Source organism: Pseudonocardia sp. T1-2H (genome assembly GCF_038039215.1).
GTDB lineage: Bacteria > Actinomycetota > Actinomycetes > Mycobacteriales > Pseudonocardiaceae > Pseudonocardia.
In genome coordinates, this window is record NZ_JBBPCL010000001.1 from 89,586 (window position 1) to 115,346 (window position 25,761).

The 25,761-nt window shown below is 71.6% G+C and carries 26 protein-coding genes, 1 tRNA gene, 1 other RNA gene and 1 pseudogene; 17 read left to right on the forward strand and 12 right to left on the reverse strand.

Annotated elements, in window-relative coordinates:
- Positions 1-525 precede the first annotated feature (525 nt).
- Both WBK50_RS34870 and WBK50_RS00495 read right to left on the reverse strand, forming a co-directional pair.
- Entirely contained in the window at positions 526-996 is a 471-nt protein-coding gene (locus tag WBK50_RS34870) for a cupin domain-containing protein (protein ID WP_445942199.1), read from the reverse strand.
- 95 nt (positions 997-1,091) lie between these two features.
- A tRNA-Ser gene (locus tag WBK50_RS00495) sits at positions 1,092-1,176 on the reverse strand.
- A gap of 73 nt (positions 1,177-1,249) precedes the next feature.
- On the opposite strand from WBK50_RS00495, the gene ffs reads away from it, so the two are divergent.
- Positions 1,250-1,344: signal recognition particle sRNA small type (gene ffs, locus WBK50_RS00500), an RNA gene on the forward strand.
- 64 nt (positions 1,345-1,408) lie between these two features.
- The gene (locus WBK50_RS00505) at positions 1,409-3,799 is read left to right on the forward strand and encodes a DNA polymerase III subunit gamma and tau (RefSeq protein ID WP_341333715.1); all 2,391 of its coding nucleotides are present in this window, start codon (positions 1,409-1,411) and stop codon (positions 3,797-3,799) included.
- Here WBK50_RS00505 and WBK50_RS00510 read toward each other — a convergent pair.
- Complete coding sequence (locus WBK50_RS00510) at positions 3,751-4,572, reverse strand: N-acetylmuramoyl-L-alanine amidase (RefSeq protein ID WP_341333716.1); 822 nt, start codon at positions 4,570-4,572, stop codon at positions 3,751-3,753. The two genes, WBK50_RS00505 and WBK50_RS00510, sit on opposite strands and share 49 nt — an antisense overlap.
- A gap of 158 nt (positions 4,573-4,730) precedes the next feature.
- Between WBK50_RS00510 and WBK50_RS00515 the strand changes: the two genes are divergently transcribed.
- Both WBK50_RS00515 and recR read left to right on the forward strand, forming a co-directional pair.
- Positions 4,731-5,060: a YbaB/EbfC family nucleoid-associated protein gene (locus tag WBK50_RS00515; protein WP_341333717.1), complete on the forward strand. Its 330-nt coding sequence runs from the start codon at positions 4,731-4,733 to the stop codon at positions 5,058-5,060.
- Between the two features lies 1 nt (position 5,061).
- On the forward strand, positions 5,062-5,679 hold the full coding sequence (gene recR, locus WBK50_RS00520) for a recombination mediator RecR (RefSeq protein WP_341333718.1): 618 nt from the start codon (positions 5,062-5,064) through the stop codon (positions 5,677-5,679).
- On the opposite strand, the gene WBK50_RS00525 is transcribed toward recR, so the two are convergent.
- From WBK50_RS00525 to WBK50_RS00535, 3 genes are all read right to left on the reverse strand, one after another.
- Positions 5,680-5,916, reverse strand: a complete 237-nt coding sequence (locus WBK50_RS00525; protein ID WP_341333719.1) for a hypothetical protein — start codon at positions 5,914-5,916, stop codon at positions 5,680-5,682.
- Positions 5,917-6,007: 91 nt separating this feature from the next.
- Positions 6,008-6,211, reverse strand: a complete 204-nt coding sequence (locus tag WBK50_RS00530) for a hypothetical protein (protein WP_341333720.1) — start codon at positions 6,209-6,211, stop codon at positions 6,008-6,010.
- 379 nt (positions 6,212-6,590) lie between these two features.
- Positions 6,591-6,833, reverse strand: coding sequence for a hypothetical protein (locus WBK50_RS00535; protein WP_297491198.1), 243 nt, complete (start codon positions 6,831-6,833; stop codon positions 6,591-6,593).
- Between the two features lie 76 nt (positions 6,834-6,909).
- On the opposite strand from WBK50_RS00535, the gene WBK50_RS00540 reads away from it, so the two are divergent.
- From WBK50_RS00540 to WBK50_RS00575, 8 genes are all read left to right on the forward strand, one after another.
- Entirely contained in the window at positions 6,910-7,995 is a 1,086-nt protein-coding gene (locus tag WBK50_RS00540; RefSeq protein ID WP_341339239.1) for a helix-turn-helix domain-containing protein, read from the forward strand.
- A gap of 127 nt (positions 7,996-8,122) precedes the next feature.
- Positions 8,123-8,350, forward strand: a complete 228-nt coding sequence (locus WBK50_RS00545; RefSeq protein WP_341333721.1) for a DUF397 domain-containing protein — start codon at positions 8,123-8,125, stop codon at positions 8,348-8,350.
- Between the two features lie 99 nt (positions 8,351-8,449).
- Positions 8,450-8,701, forward strand: coding sequence for a DUF397 domain-containing protein (locus WBK50_RS00550; protein WP_341333722.1), 252 nt, complete (start codon positions 8,450-8,452; stop codon positions 8,699-8,701).
- A gap of 717 nt (positions 8,702-9,418) precedes the next feature.
- Entirely contained in the window at positions 9,419-11,089 is a 1,671-nt protein-coding gene (locus tag WBK50_RS00555; protein ID WP_341333723.1) for an ABC transporter substrate-binding protein, read from the forward strand.
- Positions 11,090-11,176: 87 nt separating this feature from the next.
- Positions 11,177-12,181: an ABC transporter permease gene (locus WBK50_RS00560; RefSeq protein WP_341333724.1), complete on the forward strand. Its 1,005-nt coding sequence runs from the start codon at positions 11,177-11,179 to the stop codon at positions 12,179-12,181.
- Complete coding sequence (locus WBK50_RS00565; protein ID WP_341333725.1) at positions 12,181-13,104, forward strand: ABC transporter permease; 924 nt, start codon at positions 12,181-12,183, stop codon at positions 13,102-13,104. Before WBK50_RS00560 ends, WBK50_RS00565 begins: the two co-directional genes overlap by 1 nt.
- The gene (locus WBK50_RS00570) at positions 13,104-14,084 is read left to right on the forward strand and encodes an ABC transporter ATP-binding protein (protein ID WP_341333726.1); all 981 of its coding nucleotides are present in this window, start codon (positions 13,104-13,106) and stop codon (positions 14,082-14,084) included. The genes WBK50_RS00565 and WBK50_RS00570 overlap by 1 nt, the downstream gene beginning before the upstream one ends.
- Positions 14,084-15,193 (forward strand): ABC transporter ATP-binding protein, encoded by a 1,110-nt coding sequence (locus WBK50_RS00575; RefSeq protein ID WP_297499942.1) that lies wholly within the window; start codon positions 14,084-14,086, stop codon positions 15,191-15,193. Before WBK50_RS00570 ends, WBK50_RS00575 begins: the two co-directional genes overlap by 1 nt.
- 16 nt (positions 15,194-15,209) lie before the next feature.
- Here the strand turns inward: WBK50_RS00575 and WBK50_RS00580 are convergent, their stop codons facing one another.
- Positions 15,210-15,821 carry a DedA family protein gene (locus WBK50_RS00580; protein WP_341333727.1) on the reverse strand — a complete coding sequence of 204 codons (612 nt, stop codon included), beginning with the start codon at positions 15,819-15,821 and terminating at the stop codon, positions 15,210-15,212.
- 184 nt (positions 15,822-16,005) lie between these two features.
- A pseudogene (gene leuA / locus WBK50_RS00585) lies at positions 16,006-17,801 on the reverse strand (2-isopropylmalate synthase).
- 270 nt (positions 17,802-18,071) lie between these two features.
- Between leuA and WBK50_RS00590 the strand changes: the two are divergent.
- The gene (locus WBK50_RS00590) at positions 18,072-18,374 is read left to right on the forward strand and encodes a hypothetical protein (RefSeq protein ID WP_341333728.1); all 303 of its coding nucleotides are present in this window, start codon (positions 18,072-18,074) and stop codon (positions 18,372-18,374) included.
- Between the two features lie 242 nt (positions 18,375-18,616).
- Here the strand turns inward: WBK50_RS00590 and WBK50_RS00595 are convergent, their stop codons facing one another.
- Both WBK50_RS00595 and WBK50_RS00600 read right to left on the reverse strand, forming a co-directional pair.
- Positions 18,617-19,099: a hypothetical protein gene (locus WBK50_RS00595; RefSeq protein WP_341333729.1), complete on the reverse strand. Its 483-nt coding sequence runs from the start codon at positions 19,097-19,099 to the stop codon at positions 18,617-18,619.
- A complete protein-coding gene (locus WBK50_RS00600; protein ID WP_341333730.1) occupies positions 19,027-19,821 on the reverse strand; it encodes a hypothetical protein in 795 nt (264 codons plus the stop codon). The genes WBK50_RS00595 and WBK50_RS00600 overlap by 73 nt, the downstream gene beginning before the upstream one ends.
- A 197-nt stretch (positions 19,822-20,018) precedes the next feature.
- Here WBK50_RS00600 and WBK50_RS00605 point away from each other — a divergent pair, with 197 nt between their 5' ends.
- The 3 genes from WBK50_RS00605 (at position 20,019) to WBK50_RS00615 (ending at position 22,988) form a co-directional block, all read left to right on the forward strand.
- Entirely contained in the window at positions 20,019-21,284 is a 1,266-nt protein-coding gene (locus tag WBK50_RS00605) for an aspartate kinase (RefSeq protein WP_341333731.1), read from the forward strand.
- 2 nt (positions 21,285-21,286) lie between these two features.
- Positions 21,287-22,348 carry an aspartate-semialdehyde dehydrogenase gene (locus WBK50_RS00610; RefSeq protein ID WP_341333732.1) on the forward strand — a complete coding sequence of 354 codons (1,062 nt, stop codon included), beginning with the start codon at positions 21,287-21,289 and terminating at the stop codon, positions 22,346-22,348.
- A 100-nt stretch (positions 22,349-22,448) separates the two neighbouring features.
- Positions 22,449-22,988, forward strand: coding sequence for a beta-class carbonic anhydrase (locus WBK50_RS00615; RefSeq protein ID WP_341333733.1), 540 nt, complete (start codon positions 22,449-22,451; stop codon positions 22,986-22,988).
- Here the strand turns inward: WBK50_RS00615 and WBK50_RS00620 are convergent.
- On the reverse strand, positions 22,966-23,976 hold the full coding sequence (locus WBK50_RS00620) for an endonuclease/exonuclease/phosphatase family protein (protein ID WP_341333734.1): 1,011 nt from the start codon (positions 23,974-23,976) through the stop codon (positions 22,966-22,968). The genes WBK50_RS00615 and WBK50_RS00620 overlap by 23 nt on opposite strands.
- A 16-nt stretch (positions 23,977-23,992) precedes the next feature.
- Positions 23,993-25,189: an MFS transporter gene (locus WBK50_RS00625; protein ID WP_341333735.1), complete on the reverse strand. Its 1,197-nt coding sequence runs from the start codon at positions 25,187-25,189 to the stop codon at positions 23,993-23,995.
- A 98-nt stretch (positions 25,190-25,287) separates the two neighbouring features.
- Between WBK50_RS00625 and WBK50_RS00630 the strand changes: the two genes are divergently transcribed.
- Positions 25,288-25,752 (forward strand): Fur family transcriptional regulator, encoded by a 465-nt coding sequence (locus WBK50_RS00630; protein WP_341333736.1) that lies wholly within the window; start codon positions 25,288-25,290, stop codon positions 25,750-25,752.
- The last annotated feature ends 9 nt before the right edge of the window (positions 25,753-25,761 follow it).

Here is a 25,761-nt window from a genome sequence, read left to right on the forward strand (position 1 = left end):
GCCGGATGCGGTGCGCGCCGTCGCCGCACTCGTCGAGGCCCGCCCCGGGCACCCGGCGCTGGGCCTCACCCACACGCCTTCGGACGACCGCGGCTCCGACCTCGCGGACCGGCTCGCCGCCGGGACGGTGACCGTGCCGCCGCTGCGTCGCCGAGCGGACGACGTCCCCGCGATCGCCCAGCGGGAGCTCCGCCGGTACGGCGAGCGGCTGACCTTCGCCCTCGACGCCCAGGCCGCGCTGCGCCGCCACGACTGGCCGGGCAACGGCCGTGCAGCTCGCCCGTGTGGTCCGGGACGCGGCTCGCCGGGCGCACGGCGGCGTCGTCGGGATCGACGCCCTGCCCGCGGAGATCCGGGCCGCCGCCGGTCGCCGGGTGCTGACGCCGCTCGAGCGGGCCGAGTCGTCCGTGATCGCCTCGGTGCTCGAGGAGTGCGGCGGGAACAAGTCCGCGGCGGCGAAGGAACTCGGGATCTCCCGGACGGCGCTCTACGCGAAGATCCGCAGCTACCGGCTCTGAGCGGCGCTCAGCGCAGGTTGATCTGGTCGTGCCGGGCGGCGATCTCGTCGATCTCGGCCGTGGTCGGCGGCTCGGCGCGGTCCTGCAGCGCAGCCATCTCGGCGAAGTACTCCTCGCGCGGCGCCCCCGGCGTGAAGAGGATCAGGAAGTGGGCCTCGTCGTCGCCGGTCGGGTGGAACGCGTGGATACCGCGGCGCGGCACGTGCACGAGGTCGCCGCTGCCGGCTGTCACCCAGTCGTCCCCGGTCCGGACCGCGAGCCTCCCGGAGAGCACGTAGAAGGTCTCGGTGAAGTGCTCGTGATAGTGCGGCCCGGGGCCGGGCGCACCGGGCGGGGTGCGGCAGTCGAAGAGCCCGAACTCGCCGCCGGTGGCCGAGCCGGGGGCGGCGAGCACGGTCGTCAGGGTCGGGGTCTCGATCCGGGGCTGGTCCGCGTGCAGGCGCACGACGCCGGCGGGATGCGGCTCGGGCAGGGTCATGATCGTCCTTCCGGCGTCCGGGGCTGCAACCGGCGGAAAGCAGAACGCCGGGCCGGCCTGCTCGGCCGCCCGGCGTTCTCGCTGCGCTACTGGCGCGGAGGATAGGGGATTCGAACCCCTGAGGGATTGCTCCCAACACGCTTTCCAAGCGTGCGCCCTAGGCCACTAGGCGAATCCTCCGCGCAGGAGCATACCGACCGGATTTCGGTGCCCCCGAGGCGGGACCCGTCGCACGGAGGTGGCTACACTTGGCCACGGACCCCGCGCGGCGTCCATCCTGTGAACTCCCCCAGGGCCGGAAGGCAGCAAGGGTCAGCGGGCTCTGGCGGGTGCGCGGGGTCCCCTTTCGTCTTCTCCCGCGGCTGTGCGCCCGCCGCCGGGATCGTCGGTCCCGGTCGGTAGCCTCGGGGACGTGGCGCTGGCTCTGTACCGGAAGTACCGCCCGGCGAAGTTCGCCGAGGTGGTGGGGCAGGAACACGTCACCGAGCCGCTCGGCACGGCGCTCACCGCGAACCGGATCAACCACGCGTACCTCTTCTCGGGCCCGCGCGGCTGCGGGAAGACGTCGTCCGCCCGGATCCTGGCCCGTTCGCTGAACTGCGTGCAGGGCCCCACACCGGATCCCTGCGGCGTCTGCGACTCGTGTATTGCGCTGGCCCCGGAGGGTCCTGGCTCGATCGACGTCGTGGAGCTCGACGCCGCCTCGCACGGTGGCGTCGACGACGCGCGTGAGCTGCGGGACCGGGCCTTCTACGCGCCCGCCGAGTCCCGCTACCGCGTCTTCATCGTCGACGAGGCGCACATGGTCACCACGCAGGGCTTCAACGCCCTGCTGAAGATCGTCGAGGAGCCGCCGGAGCACCTCGTCTTCATCTTCGCGACCACCGAGCCGGACAAGGTCCTGCCGACCATCCGCTCGCGCACCCACCACTACCCGTTCCGGCTGATCCCGCCGGGCACGCTCCGGGCTCTGCTCGAGCGGATCTGCGCCGACGAGGGCGTCCTCGTCGCGCCGGCGGTGTACCCGCTGGTCATCCGGGCGGGCGGCGGCTCCGCCCGGGACACGCTCTCGGTGCTGGACCAGTTGCTCGCGGGCGCCGGACCCGAGGGCGTCACCTACGAGCGGGCGATGGCGCTGCTCGGGGTCACGGACGTCGCCCTGATCGACGACGTCGTGGACGCCCTCGCCGCGGCCGACGGCGCGTCGGTGTACGAGGCGGTGGACCGGCTCGTCGAGGCCGGGCACGATCCCCGCCGGTTCGCCGCGGACCTCCTCCAGCGCCTGCGGGACCTCATGCTCGTCCAGGCCGTCCCCGACGCGGGGGCGCAGGGCCTGGTCGATGCGGCGGACGACGTGCTGAACCGGATGACCGAGCAGGCCGCCCGCCTCGGTCCCGCCACCCTCGCGCGCTACGGCGAGATCGTCCACAGCGGGCTCACCGAGATGCGCGGCGCGACCGCGCCCCGCCTCCTGCTGGAGCTGCTCTGCGCGCGGATGCTGCTGCCCGCGGCCACCACCTCGGACTCCGCGCTCCTCGAGCGGCTCGAACGCCTGGAGCGGCGGAACGCGATCGCGCCCGAGCCGACGGCCACCGCCGGCGGCGAGGGCGCGGACACCGGCGCGCGACGGCAGTTCGTCCGCCCGGCGGAGCGGGCGAGGGGCCAGGCCCCGGAGCCGACACCCGAAGCGGCCGGCGCGCCGACCGCCCAGGCGCCCGCCGAGCAGGTCCGTCCGGCGCAGACCGTGTCACCGGTGGCGCAGGCGGAGGACCCGGCTGCGGGAGCCGCGCCGGCCGCTGCCGAGCCCGCTCCCTCGGGCGACGCCCCACGGCCGACCGCGGCCGCCGCTCCCGGCTCCGGTGAGGCAACCGGCCCGGTCGCTGCCGAGCGTCCGGTCGAGCCTCCACGCTCTGTCGAGGCGTCCTCCGCTCCCGCACCGGTGGCCGCGCCGGCGCGGGAGCCCTCCCGCGTCGAACAGCCACCCCCCACGCCGGCGCCCGCTGCTGCCTCCGCCGCGCTATCGACGGCCTCCGCGGACAGCGCCTCCGGCCTCGACGCCGGCGCCGTCCGTCGGGTCTGGTCGGAGATCCTCGCTGCCGCCCGGCAGCGCAGCCGCAGCACCGAGGCCCTGATGGTCAACGCGACCGTCCGGGCCGTGCAGGACGACACCCTCGTGCTCGCGATCGGTTCGCCGCCGCTGGCCCGGCGGCTGTCGGACCCGCGGAACACCGACGTCATCGTCGAGGCCCTGCGGGCGGTCCTCGGCGTGCAGTGGCGGGTCCGCTGCGAGTCCGGTGACGGGGGCGTACCGGCGGCGGCCCCGCCTCGCGCCCGGGCGGCCGCCCCGCAGCGCCAGGCCCCGCAGCGCGCGTCGCGGCCCGAGCCGCAGCGGTCGTCGGAGCAGGCCCAGCCGCAGCCGGGGCCGTCCTACGAGCGGCCGTCGCGGCCCGAGCAGCCACAGCGCCCGGACCCGCGCCGCCGCTCCGGCACGGACGAGAGCGGCATCCCGCTTCCCCCGAGCCGCCCGCGGACGAGCCTCCGCCGGACGACGAGGAGGCCATGCTCGCCGAGGCCGCCACCTCCCGCGGCGAGCAGGTGGTGCGCCGGGACCCGGAGGAGGCGGCGATCGAGCTGCTGGCGTCCCAGCTCGGGGCGAGCACGATCGAACCTCGCTGAACCGGTCGTGCGCGGAGCGGCTCCGCCGCTTGTGAGCGGAGTCGTTGCACCGTCCGCCTCACGGTGCGACAGCCGAGCTCAGCGCGCCAGGAAGCGCATGATGCCGTCGGTGATCGCCGCGGCGTAGCGGGCCCGCCCCTCGGCCGACGACACGAGCGCCGCCTCCTGCGCGTTGCGCATGTTGGCGCATTCCACCAGCGCCGCCGGGACGGTCGACAGGCTCAGCCCGGCGAGGTCCGGCCGCGGGGAGAGGCCGTCCCTGCCGATGTAGTCCGAGGCCGCGAAGTTCCCGGCCTGCAGGGCGTCGCGGAGGTCGCGCGAGAGGTTCAGGGCGGGTCCGCGCTGGGCGTCGTTGAGCGGGGGTGAGGAGTAGGCGACGTGGAAGCCGCGGTTCCCGGCCGCCGAGCCGTCCGCGTGGATCGAGACGACGGCCGCGGCGCCGGCTTTCTGCCCGGCCGCACCGCGCTCGTCGACGCAGGGGCCGACCCCCTGGTCCCCGGATCTCGTCATGACGACATGAACACCGCGCTGCTCCAGCGCGGCCCGCACCCGCTGCGCCACGTCCCAGGCGAACGCGTGCTCGGAGTAGCCGGCGTTCGTGCTGGTCCCGGTGGTGTTGCAGGGCTTGGTGCCGCCGCGACCGTCGGGGACCTGACGGTTGATCTGGCTGCTGTGGCTCGCGTTGCCGCCGTTGTGGCCGGGATCGAGGACGACGACCGTGCCCGGGGCCGCAGCCACCCGCGGGCGGAGCGTGGCGGCCGGGCTCGGGGTGAGGGCAGGGCTCGTGGCGGCCGGGCTCGTGGTGGAGCTGGGGCGGCAGTCGCCGGGGTGCTCGTCGCGGCCGGGCTGCTCGTCCGTCCCGGCGCCGGGGCGCCCGTCGTCGCCGCGGCGCAGCTGCACAGGGCGAGCGTGACGAGGACTCCGACGGCGAGACGATGCGGGGCGGACACGCAGGACACCCTGGCACGGCTACGCTGAGGATGGGCCGTCACAGGCGGGGCGGCCCGATCGTGGACCGGACGAGGAGAGTTCCTGTGCAACCTGGTGGCCAGCCGGACATGGCGATGATCTTGCAGCAGGCCCAGAAGATGCAGGAGCAGCTCATGGCCGCACAGGCCGAGCTGGCCGAGTCCGAGGTGACCGGGCAGGCGGGCAACGGGCTCGTCACGGTCACGCAGACCGCGGCGGGCGAGGTGCGGTCCGTCGTGATCGACCCGAAGATCGTGGACCCGGAGGACGTCGAGACGCTGCAGGACCTGATCGTCGGCGCGATCCAGGACGCCGCGCGTGCCGCGCAGGCGCTGCAGGCCGAGAAGATGGGTCCCCTCGCGGGCGGCCTGGGCGGCCTGGGCGACCTCGGTGGCGGTCTGGGTCTGCCCGGCGCCTGACGTGTTCGAGGGACCGGTCCAGGACCTGATCGACGAGCTCGGCCGGTTGCCCGGCGTCGGCCCGAAGAGTGCGCAGCGCATCGCGTTCCACCTGCTCGCGGCCGATCCGATGGACGTCTCACGGCTGCAGGAGGTCCTGCAGAAGGTGAAGCAGGGCGTCCAGTTCTGCGAGGTGTGCGGCAACGTCTCGGAGCGCGAGCGGTGCCGCTACTGCTCGGACGCGCGGCGGGACCCGACGGTCGTCTGCGTCGTCGAGGAGCCGAAGGACGTGCTCGCGGTCGAGCGCACTCGCGAGTTCAAGGGCCGCTACCACGTGCTCGGCGGCTCGCTGGACCCGCTGGCGGGCATCGGCCCGGACTCCCTACGGATCCGCGAGCTGCTCGCCCGCCTGGGCGGCACCGGCCCCGCGACGGACGAGACGGACATCGTTGAGGTCATCATCGCGACGGACCCGAACACCGAGGGCGAGGCCACCGCGACCTACCTCGTGCGGTTGCTCCGGGACTTCCCCGGCCTCTCGGTCACCCGGCTGGCGTCAGGCCTGCCGATGGGCGGGGACCTGGAGTTCGCGGACGAGATGACGTTGGGCAGGGCGCTCAGCGGCCGTCGCGCGATGTAGCTACTCGGGCGCCGGGCTCTGCAGCTCCGCCCGCGTGCGCAGCAGCGCACAGCACGGGCAGCCGGTCACCGCGGCGGCGGTGACGATCTGGTTCTCCCGGATCCAGAGGTCCCAGTCCTTGGCGAGCAACGCCTCCCGCTTCTTCGCGACGTCCTCGTGGGCGACCGCCACTCCCACCGCCACGGAGACCACGATCAGGACGGTCAGGCCGACGGCCACGACGATGCTGTAGAGCATGATCCCTCCCCGGTTCGCCGGCGGGGCGACGACGGGCCGGCCGCTGGTAGGCGACCGGACCTCGGCGCAAGAACCCCCCGGTTTTGCGCATTCAGTCGTCGTAGTCGTCGCTCCGGGCGTCGACGCCACCGGAAGTGCGCCCCATCAGTTCCTGGCGCATCTCCCAGTTGCGACGGCGCTCCGCGGCGACCCGGCGCCATGCCTTGTTCTGGGCGGCGTCGACGACGCCCACGACCGTCGCGATGGCGGCCAGCGCGGCGAGCCCGACCAGGATCAGCGTGACGATGTCGATCACGGGGACCACCTCCCCGAACGGCGACGGGCGACCTTGCGGGATTCGGAACTCGAACGAACGTGGCGGATCATGACCATCACGGATTCACCTTTCTCGACGACGAATTCCGACAGCTGACCGGAAGCCGTGGGGATGCCCAGGACTCGGGGAGTCGAGGGTGGGAGAGGGGCACGTCTGCGAGAGCCAGGCGTGCGGGCCGGATCCGACGATCACGGCGGCCTCCTTCCCTCGTGGACCCCGGGACGGAGGTGATGCGAACCACTGGGGTCCCGCTGTGTTCAGCGTGCCCGACCGATCTGCGGCGTGCAATTGCACAAGCCTTAAGTCTTTCCCAAGTAGCGGACGGTGCCGCGTGAACCGTTTACGGACGGTCCGCCCGTCACTCCCTGCGCCTGTCCTCGTCGCGTCGGCGCAGGTACTCGGCCAGGAGCTCGCAGGTGCCGCAGCCGCGACGTTCTGCGGCTCTGATCAGGCTCCCCTCCCATTCGTGCAGCTCACGGCGCTCTTCCGCGATCCGCTGCCACGCCTGGCTCTGAGCCCTGCTCTCGGCCAGGCCGACGGTGGTGGCGAGGGAGAACAGTCCGAGAACACCGGCAATGATGATCAAGTTCGTGACCGACATGACGCCTCCTTCAGGAGGTGACGCCGGCCGGCGGTGGCCGTACAGGCGTCGTTGCACCAGCGTCTTGCACCATGCAATGTCATGGGCTACGTTCGGTCGCTGTCCCGAAGTGACGCGGGATGGCCACCTTCGCCCGTCGGATTCGTCCACTCAAGGACGTATTCGACCCAGCTTTCCGACGATCAGCGGTGCGGTCGGGATCGGCGTGCTCTCGCCTCGCCGTCTCGTTCCGCAGCTATATGATGCATTGTCTTCATGCAATTGCACAAGAGGAGAGGTTGCGGTGGGTCAGGGGCCGACCACGTCGCGTCGACGGTTGGGTGCGGAACTGCGGCGGTTTCGCGAGGCAGCAGGAATGACTCTCGAGCAGGCAGCCGACGCACTCGAGTGCTCGGTGTCGAAGATATCGAGGCTCGAGACGGGTAAGGGGCTTCCCAAGCAGCGCGACGTCCGAGATCTCACGCGCCTGTACGGAAAGGACGCCGAGGCGGGCCTCGAGCGTCTGCTACGGATGGCGCGGGATGGTTCCCGTGCCGGATGGTGGCAGGAGTACACGCCGCTGCTGACCGCGGAACCCTTCGTCTTCGACGGCGCGGACCGCTACGCCGCCCTCGAGTCGGAAGCTTCGTCGATCAAGGTCTTCGACATGTCGGCCTTCCACGGCCTACTGCAGGCCCCCCGTTATGCGAGGCAGATCCTCGAGGCGGTTCTTCCGCACCACAGTGGATCCGAGCTGGACAGCTTGATCGACTTTCGGATGAAGAGGCAGGAAGTCCTCGAGCGCGAGGATTCTCCGCTGCGGCTACACCAGATCATCGATGAGTCAGTCGTCCACCGACTCGTCGAGATGGATCCTGAAGTGGCTGTGGCGCAACTCGAGCACGTGCTGGGGACCATGGAGTCAGATACCGTGACGATTCAGGTTCTGCCGTTCTCGGTCGGTTTCGTGCGGGCATTGCAGGGACCGTTTGCGCTTCTGGAATTCGATGACTCGGTCGATCAGGACGTGGTCTTCGTCGAGACGCACGCCGGAGCCTCCTACTTGGAGGGTGACTTCGGCGTCGAGACCTTCAAGGGGGTCTTCGAGCGCACACAGGCGAAGGCGCTGGGCCGCACGGGGACCGAGAAGCTCCTGAGGAACGCTCTGTCCACGTTCGACTGAGTCGACCAACGGTGTGCTCGATCCGCCGGACGGCACTTTCGTCTCCTGGGCGCTACCGGGACGCCGGTGGCCGCAGGTCGAATGCGTCCACTGTAGAATCGTCACCTTCTCACGTAGCATCCGCGCGGTGACCTCGACGACCGCCCTCGACGGCGACTCCAGGCAAGTTGGCGCGGCTCTTTTCAAGAAGAGCACTTTTTGTACCGTCGGTTCCTGCGTCGAAGTGGCCATCGCTGGCGACGATCAGGTCCGAGTGCGTGACTCCAAAGACCTCTCCATTCAGTCCCTCACCTTCACCTCGGCGGAATGGAGGGCCTTCGTACGGGGAGTCAAGAACGGAGAGTTCGACGTCTGAACGGGTCCAGTTCAAGGCCGGATGAACAGCGGTCGGTGAATCGGTGCGTCGCAAGGGCTTCGACGATGCCCCATTCTCATGCATGATGGTGTGCGAGAGGTGGGTGTGGTGTTGAGTCGAGGCATCGCGAAGATCTTCCGCAAGAGCAGCTTCTGTTCAGTGGGCACGTGTGTCGAGGTCGCTGAGGACGCGGATCGGGTGCAGGTGCGTTCCAGTACGGAGCCGAGTGTCGTTGTTTCCGTGACCCGTGACGAGTGGGTCGACTTCGTGCGTGGCGTGAAGGCCGGGGAGTTCGACCTTTCGTTGATCTACCCGGACCCCGGCGGCGGTGGTGGTGGCGGGCGAAGCTGACGGGACCGCCCGCGGAACGGCGCCTCGGGGCGCCGCTCCGCTCGACGGGACGCCGAACTGATGACGTGCAGCATCTCGAAGATCAGTCGACTGAAGGCGGGCAAGGGCATCCCCTAGCTCCCGGCCGTCAACGAGCTGATCCGGGTCCACCAGGTCACCTCCGACGCCCAGATCGAGATGCTCCGCAGGCTCATTCAGGGAGCGGACCCGCGGCTGGTGGGAGCCCGTCCCGAGGGCAGCCGGAGCGGTTCGTCCTGGACTCGTCGAGCCGATTCGCTGCGATGGAGACCGAGGCCGGTCGGCGTCTGGACCTTGAACGGGCCTCGTGCTCTACGGGCTCGGCAGCCCGGTCTCCCGGACGGCCGGCTCTCCCTGGCGATCATGCCCTTCGGTCGTCCGGCACGGCTGATCACGGACAGGCGGTCGCGGTTCGAGGCCCTGCCGAGGCCCTTTTCCCAGGCTCGGCGGTAGGGCCGACCTGTTGCCCATGATCGGCGCGGTCGGTCGACCGCGGTCACGCGGAGTCGTCGAAGGGTGCGCTGTGACGGTCTTTCCTGTGCTCGACCGAGTGTGTCGGTTACGCTCCGGTGTGCGACTTGAGGTGGATTTGAGCTGCCTGTGCCTCAACTGTGACTTCAGGGCCTACCGACGGGTAGCGGTCGGCGCTAGCGTCTGCGATCACCCTGACGCACTCCCGACGATCTCGAGGTGCCCGCAATGCCCACCACCAGACGCCTGGCCGCTGTCATCGCGGCCGGCGCCCTAGTCGTCTCCCTCGCCGCGTGCGCGAACTCCGAGCGAGACGGCGGCGCCGCCGGCTCCGCAGGAGCCACCGGCGGGACGATGGTCTTCGGCGCCGCGGGCGCCCCGAAGAACTTCGACCCGATCTTCAACGACGACGGCGAGAGCTTCCGTCCGATCCGGCAGATGTACGACACGTTGATCACGTACAAGCCGGGCACCACCGAGCTCGCGCCCGGTCTGGCGACCGAGTGGTCGTCCTCTCCGGACGGCAAGGTATGGACCTTCAAGATCCGGCAGAACGTCAAGTTCAGCGACGGCACCGCGCTCGACGCCGCAGCGGTGTGCGCGAACTTCGACCGCTGGTTCAACATGAGCGGCGCCGCGGCGCAGAGCCAGATGATCTACTACGGCGACATCTTCGAGGGCTTCAAGACGAATGCCGGTGACGCCACGGGCGAGCCGGTCTACAACAACTGCGCCGCGCAGGACGCGGGCACCGCGGTGATGACCCTCAACAAGTACAAGGGCGCCTTCCCCGCGGCGTTCGGTCTCACGGCGTTCTCGATCTCGAGCCCGACGGCGCTGAAGCAGTACGACGCGGACAACGTCGCGCAGAGCGGCGACTCGTTCAGCTACCCGGCCTACGCGACGGAGCACCCGACGGGCACCGGCGCGTTCAAGTTCGAGAGCTTCGACAAGGCCGCCGGCACCATCACCCTCGTCCGCAACGACGACTACTGGGGCGAGAAGGCCAAGCTCGACAAGCTGATCTTCCGCGTCATCCCGGACGAGAACGCGCGCAAGCAGGAGCTGGCCGCCGGCACGATCGACGGCTACGACCTGCCCTCCCCGGCGGACTACGCGACGTTGAAGGAGGGCGGGAACCAGGTCCTCATCCGCCAGCCGTTCAACGTGCTCTACATGGGCATCAACACGAAGAACAACCCGGCGCTCAAGGACATCCGCGTCCGACAGGCGCTCGCCTACGCGATCAACCGCGACGCCCTGGTGAGGAACAAGCTGCCCGAGGGCGCCGAGGTCGCCAAGGAGTTCATGCCCAGCACGGTCGCGGGCTACGCCGGCGACGTGCAGGAGTACCCGTACGACCCGGCGAAGGCCAAGCAGCTGCTCGCCGAGGCCGGCGCGTCGAACCTGACGCTGAACTTCTACTACCCGACCGAGGTCTCCCGGCCGTACATGCCGAACCCGACGGACCTGTTCTCGGTGATCGCCGAGGACCTGAAGCAGGCCGGCATCACGATCAACCCGGTCCCTCGGCCGTGGAACGGCGGCTTCAAGGACGACGTCCAGAAGGCCGGCAAGCACGACCTGCACCTGCTCGGCTGGACCGGCGACTACAACGACGCCGGCAACTTCGTCGGCACGTTCTTCGGCCGCGAGAAGGCGGAGTTCGGCGCGGAGGACCCGGCCATGTACGCGGCCCTCGCCGCGGCCGACGCCCAGCCGGACCCCGCGGCCCACGCCGCGGCGTACGAGCAGGTCAACCGGGACATCATGGCCAAGTACCTGCCGGCCGTCCCGATCAGCAGCTCGCCGCCCGCGATCGTGGTGCGGGCCAACATCCAGGGCCTGGTTCCCTCGCCCCTGACCGACGAGCGGTTCTACTCGGTCAGCAAGAGCTGACGAATCGACGACGGGTGGCGCCGGCTCCTCCGGGGGCCGGCACCACCGGTCGTCGTCGACCTACGCTCCTGCTCGGGAGAGAGATCAATGCTGCGCTTCATCGTGCGGCGGCTCCTCCAGGTCGTGCCCACCCTCTTCGTGCTCTCCGTCCTGCTCTTCGCCTGGCTGCGCCTGCTGCCCGGCGGACCTGCGGCGGCGCTGCTCGGGGACAAGGCCACGCCGGAGAAGATCGCCGAGCTCAACCGGGTACTCGGCCTCGACCAGCCGATCCCGCTCCAGTACCTGCGCTACCTCGGCCGCTCGCTCACCGGCGACTTCGGCAACTCGCTGATCAGCGGTGACCCCGTGATCTCCGAGATCGGTCGTGCCCTGCCCGCGACGCTGGAGCTCGCCGTCGCCGCCCTGCTCCTCGCGGTCGTGCTCGGCATCCCGCTGGGCTACGTCGCCGCGCGCTACCGCGGCCGTCCGCTGGACACGACGACGGTCATCGGGACCCTCGTCGGCGTCGCGGTCCCCGTGTTCTTCCTCGGCTTCCTGCTCAAGCAGTGGTTCGCCGTCGACCTCGGCTGGTTCCCGCCCTCGGGCCGTCAGTCCGTCTCCATCGACGCCACGAAGGTCACCGGCCTGGCCGTCCTGGACGGGCTGCTGACCCGCGAGTTCGACGCCAGCTGGGACGCCCTGCTCCATCTGGTCCTGCCGGCGATCGCGCTGGCCACGATCCCGCTCGCGGTGATCACCCGGATCACCCGCGCCTCGGTCCTCGACGTCCTGGGGTCGGATTTCGTCCGGACGGCCAACTCCAAGGGCCTCGCCCCCGGGACGGTCCGCAGCCGCCACGTCCTGCGCAACGCGCTGCTTCCTGTCTCGACGACGATCGGCCTGCAGACCGGCCTGCTGCTCGGCGGCGCCGTGCTCACCGAGAAGGTGTTCGTCTGGGGTGGCATCGGCACGCTGATCGCGCAGGGCATCGAGCGCCGGGACTACCCGCGCCTGCAGGCGATCGTGCTGCTCGGTGCGGCCGTGTACGTGCTGGTCAACCTGCTCGTCGACCTCTCGTACGCGCTCATCGACCCCCGGGTGAGGTTGCGCTGATGGCCACCACCTGGGCCAACCGCCGGCGCGCCCGGATCGACGACCTCGCCACCGGCCGCAGCCTCGGCGCGGACGCGCTCGTGCGGCTGCGGCGCAACCCCGTCGCGATCGTCGGCGCGGTCATCATCGCGCTGTTCATCCTCGTCTCGATCTTCGCGCCGTGGATCGCGCCGCACGACGCGTCGCAGTCCTTCCCCGAACTGCAGGAGGGGCTGCGCCCGGACGTCATCCCGGGCGCGCAGCCGGGGTTCCCGCTGGGCAGCGACCAGAACGGCCGGGACTTCTTCTCCCGGATGATCCTGGCGTCCCGGCAGACCCTGCTCGTCGGCGTGTTCGCGACGCTGATCGGGCTGATCTTCGGGGTCCTGATCGGGGTGCTGGCCGGGGCGTTCGGCGGCTGGGTCGACACCCTGCTCATGCGGTTCACCGACGTCCTGCTGTCCATCCCGTCGCTGCTGCTCGCGATCTCCATCGCGGCGCTGGCGGCCAAACCCAGCCAGACGACGGTGATCATCGCCGTCGCGATCGTCGGCGTGCCGATCTTCGCCCGGCTGCTGCGCGGTTCGATGCTCGCCCAGCGCGACAGCGACCACGTGACGGCCGCGACCGCGCTCGGCGTCAAGCGCCGTGCGATCGTGCTGCGGCACATGGTGCCCAACGCGATCGGGCCGGTGATCGTGCAGGCCACGCTGACCCTGGCCACCGCCATCCTCGACGCCGCCGCCCTGTCCTTCCTCGGGCTCGGCGACGGCGACCCGGCCCGTGCCGAATGGGGGCTCATGCTCGCCAACGCCCAGGCCTACCTCGACGTCCGTCCGGCGCTCGCGTTCTACCCGGCGATCGCGATCATCCTGGTCGCGCTCGGGTTCACGCTGCTCGGCGAGGCGCTGCGCGAGGCGCTCGACCCGAAGGGGCGTCGCTGATGACCACACCGTTGCTGGAGGTCGAGGACCTCGGCGTCGCGTTCACCCGCAAGGGCGAGCCGGACTCCGTCGCCGTCGACGGCGTGAGCTTCGACGTGCAGCCCGGCGAGGTCGTCGGGCTGGTGGGGGAGTCCGGCTGCGGCAAGTCCGTCACCTCGCTGGCGATCATGCGGCTGCTGCCGGAGCGGGGCGTCCGGGTGTCCGGGTCCGCACGGATGGAGGGCACGGACCTGCTGACGCTCTCGGACTCGGCCATGCGCGAGAAGCGCGGCCGGGACCTGAGCATGGTCTTCCAGGACCCGCTGTCGTCGCTCAACCCGGTGGTCGAGATCGGGTTACAGGTGACCGAGGTGCTCAAGCGACACCGCGGGATGAAGTCCGACGCCGCCCGCCGGGAGGCCGCCGAGCTGCTCGAACGCGTCGGTATCCCGGACCCGCGGCGCCGGCTGGACTCCTACCCGCACCAGATGTCCGGCGGCATGCGGCAGCGCGTCATGATCGCGATCGCGCTGGCCTGCCGGCCCCGGCTGCTGATCGCCGACGAGCCGACGACCGCGCTCGACGTCACGATCCAGGCGCAGATCCTGGAGCTGCTCAAGGAGCTGGTGGCGGACAGCGGAACCGCACTCGTCATGATCACGCACGACCTCGGCGTCGTCGCGGGGCTCTGCGACCGGGTCAACGTGCTCTACGGCGGCCGGATCGTGGAGCGCGCGGAGCGGCACCGGCTGTTCGCGACGCCGCGGCACCCGTACACGTACGGACTGCTCAGCTCGATCCCGCGGCTCGACGCCCCGCCCGGTGAGGACCTGAACCCGATCCGCGGTTCGGTCAACGACAACCTGCCCTGGGCGAGCGCCTGCGCGTTCGCGCCCCGGTGCCCGCGGGCGCTGGGGAAGTGCACCGAGATCACCCCGGCCCCGGAGCTCGTCGGCGGCCGGTTCCTGCGGTGCCACAACCCCGTCCCGGCGGAGGCCTGATGACCGAGAACCTCCTGGAGGTCGACGACCTCGCCGTCCACTTCCCGATCACCCGGGGCGTGGTCCTGAACAAGACCGTCGGCCACGTCTACGCGGTCGACGGCGTCTCCCTGACGATCCGGCGCGGTGAGACGTACGGCCTGGTCGGCGAGTCCGGCTGCGGGAAGTCGACGCTCGGCCGGGCGATCCTGCGGCTCACGGACCTGACGCGGGGGGCCGTCCGGTTCGACGGCCAGGACGTCGCCGGGCTGAAGGGGGAGGAGCTGCGCCGGGCGCGGCGCCGCTTCCAGATGGTGTTCCAGGACCCGATGTCCAGCCTGGACCCACGCCAGTCCGTCGAGTCCCTGTTGATCGAGGGCATGAAGGCGCACGGGCTCAGCAAGGGGCCCGAGGCGGACCACGCGCGGCTGCGCGAGCTCGTCGACGCGGTCGGGCTCCCGGCGGGAGCGCTGCGGCGCTACCCGCACGAGTTCTCCGGCGGGCAGCGCCAGCGGATCGGCATCGCGCGGGCGCTGTGCGTGGAGCCGGACCTGATCGTCGCGGACGAGCCGGTGTCCGCGCTCGACGTGTCCGTGCAGGCCCAGGTGCTCAACCTGCTGTCCCGGCTGCAGCGCGAGCTCGGGCTGACCTACCTGGTCATCGCACACGACCTCGCCGTCGTGCGGCACGTGAGCGACCGGGTCGGCGTCATGTACCTGGGCGGGATCGTGGAGGAGGCGCCGGCGACGGACCTCTACGCGGACCCGCAGCACCCGTACACGCGGGCGCTGCTGTCCGCGGTCCCGGTGCCGGACCCGGAGCTGGAGGACCGCCGCGAGCGGATCCTGCTCACCGGGGACCTGCCCTCACCCGCCGCACCCCCCGCCGGGTGCCGCTTCCACACGCGGTGCCCGTGGCGGCAGCCGGAGCGCTGCGACACCGAACGCCCGGAGCTGCGGCAGCTCGACGGCGCGGTCGAGGGGCATCGGGTCGCCTGCCACTACGCCGAGGCCATCCGGGAGGGGCGGCTGGCCCGGCACACCGTCGAGCCGCAGTCGTTCGAGGTGGACGGCCCGTCGAGTGCGCCGCCGGAGCACGCGGCGTCGGTCAACGAGATCCTCGGGATGTAGCCCGTCGGGGACGGGGTCAGGCGGCCTTCTCGGCGGCGACGACCTCGTCCTCGGCCGGCTCGGCGTCCGGCGCGACGCGGCCGACGCGGGTGATCCGGCGCTTGGCCACCAGCCCGACGACCAGCGCCGCCGGTACCGCGAGCGCGATCCCGACCCACGGGTTCCCGGCGAGCGCGCCGCCGAGGTAGCCGAGGCCGAGATAGACCGCCGACCAGAGGATCGCGCCGAACGTCGAGGCGAGCAGCACACCGCGTACCCGCATGCCGAGCGCGCCGCACAGGATCGTCGACGCGACGACGCCGAACGGCACGAAGTAGGACGGGGCGATCACCATCGGCCCGACAGCGACGAGCCGGGACTCGATCCACGACACCGCCCTGGCCCCGGCGGGCCGCCGGGTGAGGCGGCGCAGCAGCCGGGGCCCGGCGAGGCGGCCGAGCAGGTACTTGGCCACGTCGCTGACCAGCGAGCCCGCCGCCGCGGCCGCGACGGCCAGCGGGAGGAAGAGGGCTCCGGTCCCGGCGAACGAGCCCGCGGCCAGCAGCACGGGCTCCGCGGGCACGAACGGGATGGCGGACCAGCCCAGCAGGAACAGGTAGGCGGCGAGCGGGGCCACGGGTAACGGCACGATCACGACGCTACCGATCGGGTGTGTCGTGAGCGTGACGTGGCCCGCCGGGACGGGGGTCACCCGTCCGGGGTGGACGGCCCGGGCCCCGCACGCCGTCCCCTCGACGAGCCTCGTTCGTGCAGCTCATCGGGGGTCGTGCGCGTGGAACCTCGCTAGAGCGAGGTTTCCCGCGCACAGGTCGTCAGCGCATGGCGCGGTTCACGGCCGAGACGACGGCCTTGAGGGTCGCGGAGACGATCGAGGAGTCGATCCCGACGCCCCAGAGGACGGTGTCCTCCACTGCGCACTCGACGTAGGCCGCGGCGCGGGCGTCGTCGCCGCCGCCCATCGCGTGCTCCTGGTAGTCGAGGACCCGCACGTCGAAGCCGATGCCGGCCAGGGCGTCCACGAACGCGGCGAGCGGGCCGTTGCCGCTGCCGCGGATCTCGTGCAGGTCGGACTCCACGCGCACGGTCGCGACGATCTCGTCCCGGCCCTCGCCGTCGCTGGTCAGCCGGTGCCGGATCAGCCGCAGCGGCGTCTCCCGCTGCAGGTACTCGGTCTCGAAGACGTCCCGCATCTCCTTCGGGGAGACCTCGCCGCCCTCGGTGTCCGTGACCTCCTGGACGACCTTCGAGAACTCCATCTGCAGCCGACGCGGCATGTCCAGCTGGTGCTCGGTCTTCATGATGTAGGCGACGCCGCCCTTGCCGGACTGCGAGTTCACCCGGATCACGGCCTCGTAGGTGCGGCCGATGTCCTTGGGGTCCACGGGCAGGTACGGGACCTCCCACGGCATCTCGTCCACGTCGACACCGGCCTCGACCGCGTCGGCCTTCATGGCGTCGAAGCCCTTGTTGATCGCGTCCTGGTGGCTGCCGGAGAACGCCGTGTAGACCAGGTCCCCGCCCCACGGGTGGCGCTCGCCGACGGGCAGCTGGTTGCAGTACTCGACGGTGCGGCGGATCTCGTCGATGTCCGAGAAGTCGATCTGCGGGTCGATCCCCTGGGTGAACAGGTTCATCCCCAGGGTCACCAGGTCGACGTTGCCGGTGCGCTCGCCGTTGCCGAACAGGCAGCCCTCGATGCGGTCCGCGCCGGCCTGGTAGCCCAGCTCGGCGGCGGCGACGCCGGTGCCCCGGTCGTTGTGCGGGTGCAGGCTCAGCAGGATACCGTCCCGGCGCGCCAGGTTGCGGTGCATCCACTCGATGGAGTCCGCGTAGACGTTCGGGGTGGCCATCTCGACGGTCGCCGGCAGGTTGACGATCATCGGGTGCGCGGCGGTGGGCTGCCAGATCTCGCTGACGGCGTTGCACACCTCGACGGCATACTGCAGCTCGGTGCCCGTGTAGGACTCGGGGAGTACTCGAAGCGCCAGTCCGTGCCGGGGAACTTCTCGCTGAACCGCAGGACGTTCTCGGCGCCGTCGGTCGCGATCTTGGTGATTCCGGGGCGGTCCGAGCGGAAGACCACGCGGCGCTGCAGGATCGACGTCGAGTTGTACAGGTGGACGATCGCACGGGGCGCGCCCTCGCAGGCCTGGAAGGTGCGCTCGATCAGCTCGGGGCGCGCCTGGGTCAGCACCTGGATGCTGACGTCTTCCGGGATGGCGCCCTGCTCGATGATCTCGCGGACGAAGTCGAAGTCCGTCTGGCTCGCGGCCGGGAAGCCGACCTCGATCTCCTTGTAGCCCATCCGGACCAGCAGGTCGAACATCCGGCGCTTGCGGGTCGGGCTCATCGGGTCGATCAGCGCCTGGTTGCCGTCCCGCAGGTCGACCGCGCACCACAGGGGCGCCTTGGTGATGCGGGTGTCCGGCCAGGTGCGATCGGGCAGGGATACCGGCTCGACGAGCTCGTGGAACGGCTTGTACCGGCCGAACGGCATCTCCGAGCCCCGCTGGGTGTTCCACGCCGCCTGGTCGGCCGGAGCGGGTCTGGACGGCGTGCGCAGCTTGCTGGTGTGCGAGACGGTGTAGGCGTCCGGGGTCGTGCTCACGGAAGTGGTGCTCCTTCGGGTTCGAACCGGTTGACGACCGGCGAACACGCCGAAACCCGCGACGAGGGGCCGGTCGGTCAGACCCCGCCGCGGCAACGAAGAAGCAGGCGCGCCACGGTCCGAGACTAACCCCACCACCCCGGCCGGAGGCAACCCAGGGCCGGGGTCGAGTGATCGGGGCGACGCGACACACCCGATCGGGGGAACGCCGGGTACGTCCTCTGGGCCGGTGTTCGTGACAGGATGACTGTCGCGATCCGGGGAGGACACATGGCTGTGGGAACCACGGTGCGGAGGGGCGCGGGACTGCTCGCCTCCGTGTTGAGACTGATCGGCACGCTCATCGCTGCGGTGTTGGTGATCCACATCGTGCTGACACTGCTGGACGCGAACCAGGCCAACTTCCTGACCCAGTTCTTCAAGGACGCCGCGGACTATTTCAACCTCGGCCTCGGAGACCTCTTCCTTCCCGCGGAGCCGAAGCTGAAGGTGACCCTGAACTACGGGGTCGCTGCGATCATCTGGATGATCATCACGGCGGTCGTCGTCCGGCTGGTCCGCCGCATCGGCTGACCAGCCCCGTCCCACGCGCGTCACGGCTCCCTGACGCGCTGCTCCGGGCCTCCGGATCGCGCCATGGAGCCACAACGCGCCTCAGGGCTCAGTGCGCGTGGTCGTGGACCTGCTCCGCGGCGGCCATGGGGTCGACGCCAGGGCCTGCGACGGCGTCGCGGAACGGTTCCCGTACTGACGCCGCGACATTCCTCTTGCCCCCTCCCGGCAACCGCCAGGAAAGCGTCTTCGCACCTCAGGGGCTAGATCGCGTACGGCCAGCCGATCAGCGCGTAGGCCCCGAACCAGGCCGAGGCCACGACGGCCGCGACGAGGACGGACGTCGTCGTCCCCGGTCGGCGGCGGGCCAGCCCCAGGGCCATCGGCAGCAGCAGCGTGAACGCCGGCAGCAGCAGCCGGATCTTGGAGTTCATGAGCCCGTTGCTGCCCACGTCCATCACCAGGACGATGGCCGCGTACGCCAGCAGCGGCCACGGGAGCCCCATCCGGACGCCGACGACGAGCAGCACCAGCCCGCCGAGCAGCACCCCGATCGTCGCCACCTCCAGCACGGATCGTCCGCTCGCCAGGATCTCGCGGGCGAAGGACAAGGTGGCCGCGCCGCCGTCGAAGTGCGACCCCCAGCCGCGCTCCTGCAGGTCGAACCAGCCCGTCACCGAGCCCGTGCGGGTGCCGACCCAGCCGAGGTAGCCGAGCAGGCCGAGCGGGGTGAGCAGGCCGCCCACCCAGGGCCGCCACCCGTCGCGGCGGGCGAGCGCCGCGAGCAGCGCCGCCCCCCGACCGCGACGACGAGGCCGGCGGCCGTGGGCCGGACCAGGCCGGCGACCGCGGTGAGCAGCCCGGCGAGCAGCCACTGCCGGCGCAGCAGCGCGACGAGCGCCCAGGCCGCGACCGCGCAGAACAGCGCCTCGGAGTAGGTCATCGAGAAGACGACCGCCATCGGCGTCGCCGAGAACAGCGTCACCAGGACCAGCCCCACGCGCCGGGACCCGCCCGGCACGAGCTCGCCGAGCCGGGCGACGCCGTGGGCCGCCACCACGCCCGCGACCGTCGCGGCCAGCAGCCCGGCCTCGACCAGGGGCAACCCGGTGAGGAAGCGGACCACGGCGACCGTGGCCGGGTAGCCGGGGAAGAATGCGAGCGGGGTCTCGGCGGAGCGCTTCCCGTAGGCGTCGGCCAGGCCCGCCGGCACGCCGTCGTAGCCGCCGCCCTGGGCGATGCCGAGGAACCACTGGCCGTCCCAGCTGCTCAGCTCGTCACCCAGCTGGACGTGCTGGTTCGTCGCGAGGACCGCGAGCACCGCGAGGCCCACCAGGCGGACACCGAGGAAGATCGCCGCCGGGGCGACCGTCCGGCCGATGCGACGCCACGGGACCCGGCGTCGGCGTGGCGCGCCGTCGGAATCCGGGGTGAACGGCACCGCGTTCGTGGGAGGCTCGAGGATCACGGGTTCTTCAGTCGCCCCAATCGGCATCTCGACTGCTCGGTAAACGTGACGGCGGCCTCTGTGGCATCGGTCATTGAGGTTAACGACGCAGATCGCGGCCGGTAGTCTCGGCTCCCGACCGATGCCCGGGGGACCAACCGAATCCCCGTGCGGGAAGTGCGAAGGCGCCGAGACAGGCGCCGGAGAAGGAGGTCGGGGTGGCCCTCGTCGTGCAGAAGTACGGCGGATCCTCGGTGGAGAGCGCGGACCGGATCAAGAAGGTCGCCGAGCGGATCGTCCGGACCCGCAAAGAGGGTCACGACGTCGTGGTCGTCGTCTCCGCCATGGGAGACACGACCGACGAACTGACCGACCTCGCCCAGCAGGTCTCGCCCGCGCCGCCCGCGCGGGAGATGGACATGCTGCTGACCGCGGGGGAGCGCATCTCGAATGCGCTCGTCGCGATGGCGATCCACTCGCTCGGCGCCGAGGCCCGCTCGTTCACCGGTTCCCAGGCCGGCATGCTCACCACCTCCAAGCACGGCGACGCGCGGATCGTCGAGGTGAACCCCTACCGGCTGCGCGAGGCGCTGGCCGAGGGGCACATCGTGCTCGTCGCCGGGTTCCAGGGGATGAGCGAGGACTCGAAGGACATCACCACGCTCGGCCGGGGTGGCTCGGACACGACCGCCGTCGCGCTCGCCGCGGCGCTCGAGGCGGACGTCTGCGAGATCTACACCGACGTCGACGGCATCTTCAGCGCGGACCCGCGCATCGTGCCGAAGGCACGGCACCTGGACACGGTGACCTACGAGGAGATGCTCGAGCTGGCGGCGTGCGGCGCGAAGGTGCTTCACCTGCGTGCCGTCGAGTACGCCCGCCGCTACAACGTCCCGCTGCGCGTCCGCAGCTCGTACAACGACAAGCCGGGCACGCTCGTCTCCGGCTCGATCGAGGAGATTCCGTTGGAGAACCCCATCATCACGGGGGTCGCGCACGACCGGTCCGAAGGCAAGATCACCCTCACCGGCGTGCCGGACACCCCCGGCATGGCGGCCCGGATCTTCCGCACGGTCGCCGACGCCGAGATCAACATCGACATGGTCCTGCAGAACATCTCGACGTCCAAGGTCGGCCGCACGGACATCACCTTCACCCTTCCCCGCTCGGACGGCCCCACGGCCGTCGCGGCGCTGGAGAAGGCGAAGGACCAGGTCGGGTTCGAGCAGCTGATCTACGACAACGAGGTCGGCAAGGTCTCGCTCGTCGGCGCCGGCATGCGCAACCACCCGGGCGTCACCGCGACGTTCTGCGAGGCGCTCTCCGACGCCGGGATCAACATCGAGACCATGAACACCTCCGAGATCCGGATCTCGGTGATCTGCCGCTCGGACCAGCTGGACGACGCGGTGCGCGCGCTGCACGAGGCGTTCGAGCTCGGCGGCGAGGAAGAGGCCGTCGTGGCGGCCGGGACGGGGCGATAGACATGGCCGGACCTGTTCTGGCGATCGTCGGCGCGACCGGCGCCGTCGGCACCACCATGCTCGAGATCATCGACGCCCGCGAGTCCGTGCCGTGGAGCGAGGTGCGGCTGGTCGCCTCCGCCCGCTCCGCCGGCAAGGTGCTCAAGGTCCGCGGCGAGGACGTCACCGTCCGGCTGCTCGAGCCCGAGGTGTTCGACGGGGTCGACATCGCGCTCTTCGACGTCCCGGACGAGATCAGCGCCGAGTGGGCGCCGATCGCCGCGTCCCGGGGCGCCGTGGCCGTGGACAACTCCGGCGCCTTCCGGATGGACCCGGACGTCCCGCTGGTGGTGCCGGAGGTCAACGCCGACGCCGCCGCGAAGCGGCCCAAGGGGATCATCGCGAACCCCAACTGCACCACGCTGTCGATGATGGCGGCGATGGGCGCGCTGCACCGCGAGTTCGGGCTCGAGTCCCTGGTCGTGGCCTCGTACCAGGCCGCGTCCGGCGCCGGGCAGCCCGGCATCGACCGGTTGCAGGCCGAGCTGTCCGCCGTCGCGGGCAAGGACGTCGGCAAGCGTGCCGGGGACGTCGCGGAGGCGCTGTCGGAGGCCGGGTTGGGCACGGACTCGCCCTTCCCGGCGCCGCTCGCGCTGAACGTCGTTCCCTGGGCGGGCTCGCTGAAGGACGACGGCTGGTCGTCCGAGGAGCTCAAGGTGCGCAACGAGTCGCGCAAGATCTTGGGCATCCCGGACCTGAAGGTCTCCGCGACCTGCGTCCGGGTCCCGGTGGTCACCACGCACGCGCTCTCGGTCCATGCCACGTTCGGCCGCGAGGTCACCGTCGAGGCCGCGCACAAGGTGCTGGCCGCGCAGCCGACGATCGTCCTGCAGGACGACCCGGCCGCCGGCGAGTGGCCGACGCCGGCCGCAACGGTCGGCGGGGACCCGACGGCGGTCGGACGGGTCCGGCAGGCGCTGGACTTCCCGAACACGCTCGACCTGTTCCTCTGCGGGGACAACCTGCGCAAGGGCGCCGCGCTCAACACCTACGAGATCGCGGAGACGATCGCCGACCAGGTGTGACCGGGATCGATCGGGTGGCTCGGTGACGACCGGGTGAGATTACTCGCAGACGGGCCGTCGGGACTCCCGGCGGCCCGTTCGGCGTGGTTGGTTGGGTGTCGTGAGCAACGAGGAACTCCTGCGCCGGTACGAGGCCGGCGGCGGACACCTGGCGGCGGCGCGCGCCGACGGGCTGGCGGTGCCGCCGTCGCTGCAGACCGCCGTGGTGACCTGCATGGACTCCCGCATCGACGTCTTCGCCCTCTTCGGGATGAAGATCGGCGAGGTGCACGTCCTGCGCAACGCGGGCGGCGTCGTCACCGACGACGTGATCCGCTCGCTGACGATCAGCCAGCGCAAGCTGGACACCCGGGACGTGCTGCTCGTGCAGCACAGCGGATGCGGCCTCGCCACCTTCACCGACGACGACTTCTCCGAGGAGCTCGCCGAGGAGACCGGGATGCGGCCGCCGTGGCGCACGCACGCGTTCCGGGACCCGAAGACGAGCGTCCGTCGGGGCATCGCCCAGCTGCGCCACGACCCGTTCCTGCACCCCGACACCCGGGTCCGGGGCTTCGTGCTGGACATCGAGTCGTTCGCGCTGGACGAGGTGTTCGTCGGCGACGGGACGGACGAGGTCAGGGCACCCGCAGCGTCGTGACGATCGGGCGGTGGTCGCTCCCGTCGACCTGCCGCACCTCGAACGACTCGGACACGATCCCCGTCGTCGCGAGCACGTGGTCGATCTGCGGGCCGACCCACTCCGGCGCCCAGGACGGCCACGTTCCGAGCAGTCCCTCGCCGCGCTGGGCGGCGGCGTCCCCGCATCCCTGGGCGTCCTCCCGCAGCGGGGAGTGGTCGTAGGTGGCGTTGAAGTCCCCGGCGACGATCGTCGGGAGGTTCCCGCTGCACCAGTCCCGCAGGTGCGCGAGGTCCTCGGCCCACAGCCGCGTCGCGCCCGGGGTGGGGGCGACCGCGTGGAAGCCGATGAAACGCAGGGAGCCGAGGGCGCCGCCGGTCACCTCCATGTTGGTGAAGGCCTTGCCCCGGATGCCGCGCTTGATCGTCACGTCCCCCATGCGCTCGGAGACCGCGACGGTGACGCCGGCGACGTCGCCCTGGCGGGGGCCGACGGAGGCCTGGATCCGGTAGCCGAGGGGTGCGATCAGCGGACCCAGCCGGGTCGCGAACCCCTGGCCCGCCTCCGGCATCGCCACCAGGTCCGGCCGCTCCTCGGCGATCAGCGCGGTCAGCTGGTCCAGGTCCGCGGAGCCCTCGAAGACGTTGAAGGAGAGGACCTTCAGCGCGGTCCCGGTGGTCGGCACCGGTTCGGCGGTGGTGCGCGGCACCACCATCGCGACGCCGACGCCCAGGATGACGAGCAGCGCCGTCGGGATCGGCCAGGTCCAGCGCAGCTGCAGCGCGACCAGGACGAGCACGACGATCACCACGGCCAGCGCGACGAGGAGCGCCGGCCGGAACGAGACGAGCTGGGCGAACGGGCTGAAGCGGTCCAGGCCCACGAGGTCCGGGAGGATCGCGAGGGCGGTCGCGGCGGCCAGGGCCACCGCGAAGACGAAGCGCCCGGCACCCGGGCGCGGGCGGGTGAGGGGGCGCGCGGGGGAGGGGGGTTGCGACGGGGCGGTCATCACCCGCCAGTGTGCCCTATGCGGGATAGTAGATGTCACGGTCCGCCCCGCCCCGGGTGGCGACGAGAGCTGCGATCCCCGCCACGGCGACGCCCGTCGCACCCACGAGCAGCAGGGCCGCCGCGGGCGACAGGAGGTCCACCGCCAGCCCGGTCAGCGGGGTCGCGAGCGCGGCCCCGAGGGTGATGGCGGAGCCGAGCAGCCCGGTGACCAGGCCGCGGACCCGCTCGGGCGCCAGCTCGGTGACGGCGGCGGTGCTCGCCGCGAGGGACGGGGCGCAGAAGAGCCCGGCCGGGACGAGCAGGAGGGCGGCAGCCCACCACGGCCCCGCGAGCGAGACCGGCAGGGTGGCGACGCCCATCGCCGCGAGCAGCAGGTACGGGGACACGGGCCGGGGCAGGGCCCCGTAGAGGAACCCGCCGATCAGCGACGCCACGCACCACACCGCGTTGACGACGGCGATCCAGCCCGCCCGGCCCGTCGTCTGCAGGTGGGCGATCACCGCGAGCTCGGTGCCGAAGACCAGCAGCGACGCCGCCGCCGCGCCGAGCAGCGAGGCGACGAGCGGGGCCCGCAGCCAGCTTCGCGTGGGCGGCCGGGCTGCGCGCCCGCCGTCGTCGTCGAGCTCGTGGACCGGCGGGTCCAGCACCAGCAGCGCGATCGCCGCGAGCACGAAGCAGACCCCCACCACCCGCATCGCCACGGCGCTCGAGAGTCGCAGCACCAGCACGGACCCGAGCGCGGGCCCGAGGATGTAGGACACCTCGACGGACATCGAGTCCAGCGCGAACGCCGTGCGCCGACGGGCCTGCGGGACGAGCACGGCGATCGACTGCCGCACCACGGAGTACACCGGCAGCCCGAGCAGGCCGCCGAGGAACGCTCCCGCGAGCAGCGCCGGGAGCCCCAGCACCGGCGCGACCGACCAGAAGACGGCCGCGCTGACCAGCGCGAGGACGAGCACGGGCCGCAGGCCGCGGGCGTCGACGACCCGGCCGAGCAGCGGCGCGCCGAGGGCCATCCCGACCGTCGTCGCCGCGCCGACGCTCCCCGCGGCGGCGTAGCCGTGTCCCAGGGTGAGCACCACGTGCAGGGTGATCGTCACCGCCGCGGCGGAGGCCGGGACACGCGCGAGGAACGCGAGGGCGGACAGCCCGGGGAACCCGGGGACGGCGAGGACGGCCCGGTACCCGGCCATTCCCGCGGAGCTCACCGACGCATCGTGCCTCCCCTCCCGCCCGTCGCTCCACCGGCCACCCCCGGTCCCGACGAAATTTGACTCATTCCAGAAAAGGTGGTCAGGTGTGCCCGATGGAATCTTCAGCCGCCGAGGTCGTGCAACGGCTCCGAGACGCCGGGCTCAGGGTCACCGCGCCCCGCGTCGCCGTGCTCGAGGTGCTGGCCGGGCACCCGCACGCCACGGTGGACACGGTGGCCACCCTGACCAGGCAGCGGCTCGGCCGCGTCTCCACCCAGGCCGTGTACGACGTGCTCGCCGCCTGTGCCGACGCCGGGCTCGTCCGGCGGATCGAACCCGCCGGCTCGGCGGCTCGATTCGAGACACGCACCGGTGACGACCACCACCACCTGGTATGCCGATCATGCGGCCGCACGACCGATGTCGACTGCGCGATCGGGCAGCGGCCGTGCCTCACCCCCAGCGATGACGCCGGCTACCTGCTCGACGAGGCCGAGGTCGTCTTCTGGGGCCTGTGTCCGGGCTGCAGGACGGACCGGGCGGGCGCCCCGGCTCCGAGCTCCACCCGCTCCACCTGATCGACACCG

Coding starts and splice junctions, on each gene's coding strand:
- WBK50_RS34870 (WP_445942199.1), bottom strand. CDS start 996: ATGACCCTGCCCGAGCCGCATCCCGCCGGCGTCGTGCGCCTGCACGCG.
- WBK50_RS00515 (WP_341333717.1), top strand. CDS start 4,731: ATGGCGATGATCTTGCAGCAGGCCCAGAAGATGCAGGAGCAGCTCATG.
- WBK50_RS00525 (WP_341333719.1), bottom strand. CDS start 5,916: ATGCTCTACAGCATCGTCGTGGCCGTCGGCCTGACCGTCCTGATCGTG.
- WBK50_RS00535 (WP_297491198.1), bottom strand. CDS start 6,833: ATGTCGGTCACGAACTTGATCATCATTGCCGGTGTTCTCGGACTGTTC.
- WBK50_RS00540 (WP_341339239.1), top strand. CDS start 6,910: ATGTCATGGGCTACGTTCGGTCGCTGTCCCGAAGTGACGCGGGATGGC.
- WBK50_RS00555 (WP_341333723.1), top strand. CDS start 9,419: ATGCCCACCACCAGACGCCTGGCCGCTGTCATCGCGGCCGGCGCCCTA.
- WBK50_RS00560 (WP_341333724.1), top strand. CDS start 11,177: ATGCTGCGCTTCATCGTGCGGCGGCTCCTCCAGGTCGTGCCCACCCTC.
- WBK50_RS00565 (WP_341333725.1), top strand. CDS start 12,181: ATGGCCACCACCTGGGCCAACCGCCGGCGCGCCCGGATCGACGACCTC.
- WBK50_RS00570 (WP_341333726.1), top strand. CDS start 13,104: ATGACCACACCGTTGCTGGAGGTCGAGGACCTCGGCGTCGCGTTCACC.
- WBK50_RS00575 (WP_297499942.1), top strand. CDS start 14,084: ATGACCGAGAACCTCCTGGAGGTCGACGACCTCGCCGTCCACTTCCCG.
- WBK50_RS00590 (WP_341333728.1), top strand. CDS start 18,072: ATGGCTGTGGGAACCACGGTGCGGAGGGGCGCGGGACTGCTCGCCTCC.
- WBK50_RS00610 (WP_341333732.1), top strand. CDS start 21,287: ATGGCCGGACCTGTTCTGGCGATCGTCGGCGCGACCGGCGCCGTCGGC.
- WBK50_RS00620 (WP_341333734.1), bottom strand. CDS start 23,976: ATGACCGCCCCGTCGCAACCCCCCTCCCCCGCGCGCCCCCTCACCCGC.
- WBK50_RS00630 (WP_341333736.1), top strand. CDS start 25,288: ATGGAATCTTCAGCCGCCGAGGTCGTGCAACGGCTCCGAGACGCCGGG.